The sequence below is a fragment of the Streptomyces sp. genome (assembly GCF_050698815.1).
Taxonomy (GTDB): Bacteria; Actinomycetota; Actinomycetes; order Streptomycetales; family Streptomycetaceae; genus Streptomyces.
In genome coordinates, this window is the sequence record NZ_JBOHCV010000552.1 from 1 (window position 1) to 3,932 (window position 3,932).

Consider the following 3,932-nt stretch of genomic DNA (forward strand, 5'->3'; position numbering starts at 1 on the left):
CCTGCGTGCCCGGCACCGACGGGTCCGCCGCCGGCGCGGCCGGCCCGGGTGGCGCCGCGAGCGCCGCACCCGACCCGGCGAAGGCCGGCAAGGTCACGCTGACGGTCTGGGACCAGGAGATACGCGGCGGCCAGAACGCCGAACTGGAGCGGCTCAACAAGGAGTTCGAGCGGAAGTACCCCAACGTCCGCATCAAGCGGGTGGCCCGCAGCTTCGCCGACCTCAAGAAAACCCTCAAGCTGGCCATCTCCGGGAACAAGCCGCCCGACGTCATCCAGGCCAACCAGGGTTACTCCGACATGGTCGCCTTCGTGAAGGCGGGACTGCTCAGCCCGCTCGACGACTACGCCGGCATCTACGCCTGGAACACCCGCTATCCGGCCACCCTGCTCAACCTCAACCGGGTCTCGGCTGACGGCCGTACCTTCGGCACCGGACGGCTCTACGGCATCTCCCAGACCGGCGAGTACATCGGCGTCTACTACAACAAGGACGTCCTCGAGAAGGCCGGAATGAAGCCGCCGAAGACCTGGGGGGAACTCACCGACGCACTGCCCCGGCTCAAGGAGGAGGGCCAACTGCCCGTCCAGTTCGGCAACCTCGACAAGTACCCGGCCATCCACACCTTCGGTGTGCTGCAGAACCAGGCCGGGGGAGCGGAAGCGACCCGCGATACCGTCCTGGGCCGCGGCAAGGGCTTCGACAACGATCCGACCCGGGAGGCCGCCCGTACCCTCGGCGACTGGAAGCGGCGCGGCTACCTGCCCAAGGGCGCCAACGGCACCGGATACGACGACGCCGCGAAGAAGTTCGCCGACGGCAAGGGCGCCTTCCTCATCACCGGCACCTGGCAGCTCGCCGACCTGAAGAAGCCCATGGGCGACAAGCTCGGCTTCATGCCGCCACCGCCCGTCAAGGCGGGCGCGGGGCCGGTGACCACCGGCGGGCAGGGCCTTGCCTGGTCGGTCACCTCCCGTTCCAAGCACCCCCAAGTGGCGGCCGCCTACCTGAACTTCATCACCAGCAAGCACGCCGCCGATGTGATGACCGAGGAGGGTGTGCTGCCGGCCGTGCCCGGCCGGGCCGCCCGCGTAGTACCCACAAGCAGCGTCGACGGGCAGATGATCGACGGCTGGCGGCGGCTGAACGGGGCCGACGGTCTGGTGCCCTACCTGGACTACACCACCCCCACCTTCTACGACTCCCTCTCCGCCGACCTCCAGGGCGTCATCGACGGAAGCATCTCCCCGGACAAGCTGTCGGCCTCGATGCAGCGCGCGTACACCGACTTCGAGGACAAGAAGCGCGCGGAAGCGAAGCCGAAGCGGTGAGCGGCCGACTCCCGCGCTACGTCGCCGGCCGCTACCGCCGTCAGGCCCCGGGCCGGCCGCGTGCGATCGGCTACCTCTACGTGCTGCCCGCCCTCGCCCTCTACGGCGTCTTCCTGCTCTTCCCCTTCGGCCAGACCGTGTGGCTCTCGCTGCTGCACTGGGACGGCCTGACCGTCGCCACCTGGGCCGGGCTCGACAACTACCAGGGCCTGCTGACCGATCCCACGCTGCGCGGCCCGTTCGTGCACGCGCTGGTGCTGCTGCTGTTCTACGCGGCGCTGCCGGTGGCGGTCGGGCTGCTGCTCTCCTCCGCGCTGTCCCGGTTCCGGGTGCGGGGCATGACCTTCTTCCGCACCGTGCTGTTCCTGCCGCAGGTGCTGGCGATGGTCGTCGTCGGGGTCGCCTGGCGGTCGATCCTGGCGCCCGACGGGCTGCTCAACGATACCCTGCGGGCGGTCGGCCTCGACGCGCTCACCCGCTTCTGGCTCGGCGACTACACCTGGGCACTGCCCGCGGTCGGCGCGATCGGCACCTGGGTGGAGACCGGGCTGTGCCTGGTGCTGTTCCTGGCCGGGGCGCAGCGCATCCCGCGCGAGCTGTACGAGGCGGCCCGGCTGGACGGGGCAGGTGCGCTGCGGGAGTTCTTCGCCGTCACCCTCCCCGGACTGCGCGCCGAGATCGCGGTCGCCCTGACCCTCACCATCGTCGCCGGCCTGCGCAACTTCGACCTGATCTACATCACCACCAGCGGCGGCCCCGGCAACGCCACCTCGGTGCCCGCCTACGAGGTCTACCACCGCGCGTTCGAGACCAACGAGGTCGGCTCCGCTGCGGCGATGGGCGTGGGCCTGACCGTGCTGATCTTCGTGCTGACGGTCACCGTCGCACGGCTCGCAGAAGGACGTACCCGATGACCGGCCGGATCGAACGCAGCGTCACCTACGGCATCCTGGCCCTGTTCACCGTCATCAGCCTCACCCCCGTGGTGGGCATCCTCTCCACCGCCTTCGGCCCCCGGTCCTCGCTCAACCCCGGTTTCTCGCTGCCGGACGGGATCAACTGGGGCAACTTCGCGGACGCCTGGACCCGGGGCCACTTCGGCACGTACCTGACCAACTCCGTGCTGGTCACCGTGGTCGTGGTCGTGGTCACCTCCGTGCTGGCGGTGCTCGCCGCCTACGCCTTCGGGGTGATGCGCTTCCCCGGTTCGAACGTGCTCTTCTACCTCTTCGTCATCGGCCTGACGCTGCCGCAGGAGGCCCTGGTCGTCCCGCTCTACTTCGACCTGCGGTACTGGGAACTGACCGACACCTACTGGGCGCTGATCCTGCCGCAGACCGCGCAGTCGCTCGCCTTCGGCGTCTTCTGGATGCGCGCCTACTTCCGCAACAGCCCGCGCTCCGTCATCGAGGCGGCCCGGATCGACGGGGCGTCAAGCTGGTCCACGCTGTGGCGCGTTCTGGTGCCGATGGGACGCCCGGCTGTGTCCACCATGGTCGTCATCGTCTTCATGTGGACCTGGAACGAATTCCTGATGGCGCTGGTGATGGTGAGTGACGAAGCTCACCGTACGGTGCCGCTCGGACTCGCCTTCTTCCAGGGCCGGCACAGCTCCGAGACGGCCCTGCTCGCGGCGGCCTCCGTGCTCATCGCCCTGCCGGTCGTGGTGGTCTACGTGGCCCTGCAACGCCGCTTCATCGAGGGCATGCTCAGCGGCGCGGTCAAGGAGTAACCCGGCCGGTACGTGAAGGCGCCGTGTGCGGCCGGGCACTTGGAGTGATCGTTCCGTGCTCCATATTCACAGGTTTCGTGGCGCATAGGTGTGCGAAGCCGGGGCACCCAACAGCATCCGCGAGTTGCAGTGAGGCCCGGAAGAGGGTCTTCCCGACCGGTTTGGGAGGGTGAGAGCATGCCGACATCGGACGACAAAAGCAGCAAAGACAGTCAGAGCCGAAGCGAAGAGGAGAGCGCGGGCGGTCGTTCACAGAACGGCCGGGTCGCGGTGGCCGAGGCGATGCGCCTCGCAGCCGGACAACTCGCCGAACTTCTGCAGCGTGAACCGGGCTCGGTGTCCGCGGTCAAGGCCACGGACGAGGGCTGGCAGGCGGACGTCGAGGTGGTCGAGATCGAGCGCATTCCGGAGACCACCAGCGTCATGGGGTCCTACCGGGTGCAGCTCGACGGACAGGGAAACCTGCTCGGCTACGAGCGCACCAGCCGTTATTCGCGCGGGCAGATCGATCAGCGGAAGTGACCTCTGACCGGTGACGCATCGGTGAGTACCGGTGAGCTTCACCGCGGATGTCCTCCTCGGGAAAGGAAGATCAAACATGAGTGTAGTACCGCAAAATTCTTCCTCCTCCGGCAGCGGAAGCGGCTCCGGCAACCTCTACGACGTCCTCGAACTGATCCTGGACCGTGGTCTTGTGATCGACGCGTTCGTGCGGGTGTCCATCGTGGGCATCGAGATACTCAAGATCGACGTCCGGGTGGTCGTCGCCAGCGTGGACACGTACCTGCGCTTCGCCGAGGCGTGCAACCGGCTGGACCTCGAGTCCGGCCGCAAGGCCCCGACCCAGCTCACCGACATCGTCGGCGACA

Annotated in this window: 5 protein-coding genes; all 5 read left to right on the forward strand. The window is 68.2% G+C overall.

The window, feature by feature from the left end:
- Positions 1-1,331: extracellular solute-binding protein (locus tag ACRDP3_RS19945; RefSeq protein ID WP_431518334.1), on the forward strand; the 1,331-nt coding region annotated here is incomplete at its 5' end.
- On the forward strand, positions 1,328-2,245 hold the full coding sequence (locus ACRDP3_RS19950) for a carbohydrate ABC transporter permease (protein WP_431518335.1): 918 nt from the start codon (positions 1,328-1,330) through the stop codon (positions 2,243-2,245). The genes ACRDP3_RS19945 and ACRDP3_RS19950, both read left to right, overlap by 4 nt.
- Positions 2,242-3,063 carry a carbohydrate ABC transporter permease gene (locus tag ACRDP3_RS19955; RefSeq protein ID WP_431518336.1) on the forward strand — a complete coding sequence of 274 codons (822 nt, stop codon included), beginning with the start codon at positions 2,242-2,244 and terminating at the stop codon, positions 3,061-3,063. Before ACRDP3_RS19950 ends, ACRDP3_RS19955 begins: the two co-directional genes overlap by 4 nt.
- Positions 3,064-3,240: 177 nt before the next feature.
- Entirely contained in the window at positions 3,241-3,585 is a 345-nt protein-coding gene (locus ACRDP3_RS19960; RefSeq protein WP_431518337.1) for a gas vesicle protein, read from the forward strand.
- Positions 3,586-3,661: 76 nt separating this feature from the next.
- Positions 3,662-3,932, forward strand: a 271-nt coding sequence (gene gvpJ / locus ACRDP3_RS19965; protein ID WP_431518338.1) for a gas vesicle protein GvpJ, incomplete at its 3' end; no start/stop codon positions are given.

Excerpts from the sequence above, each read along its gene's own strand:
- ACRDP3_RS19955 (WP_431518336.1), top strand. The coding sequence starts at position 2,242 with ATGACCGGCCGGATCGAACGCAGCGTCACCTACGGCATCCTGGCCCTG.
- ACRDP3_RS19960 (WP_431518337.1), top strand. The coding sequence starts at position 3,241 with ATGCCGACATCGGACGACAAAAGCAGCAAAGACAGTCAGAGCCGAAGC.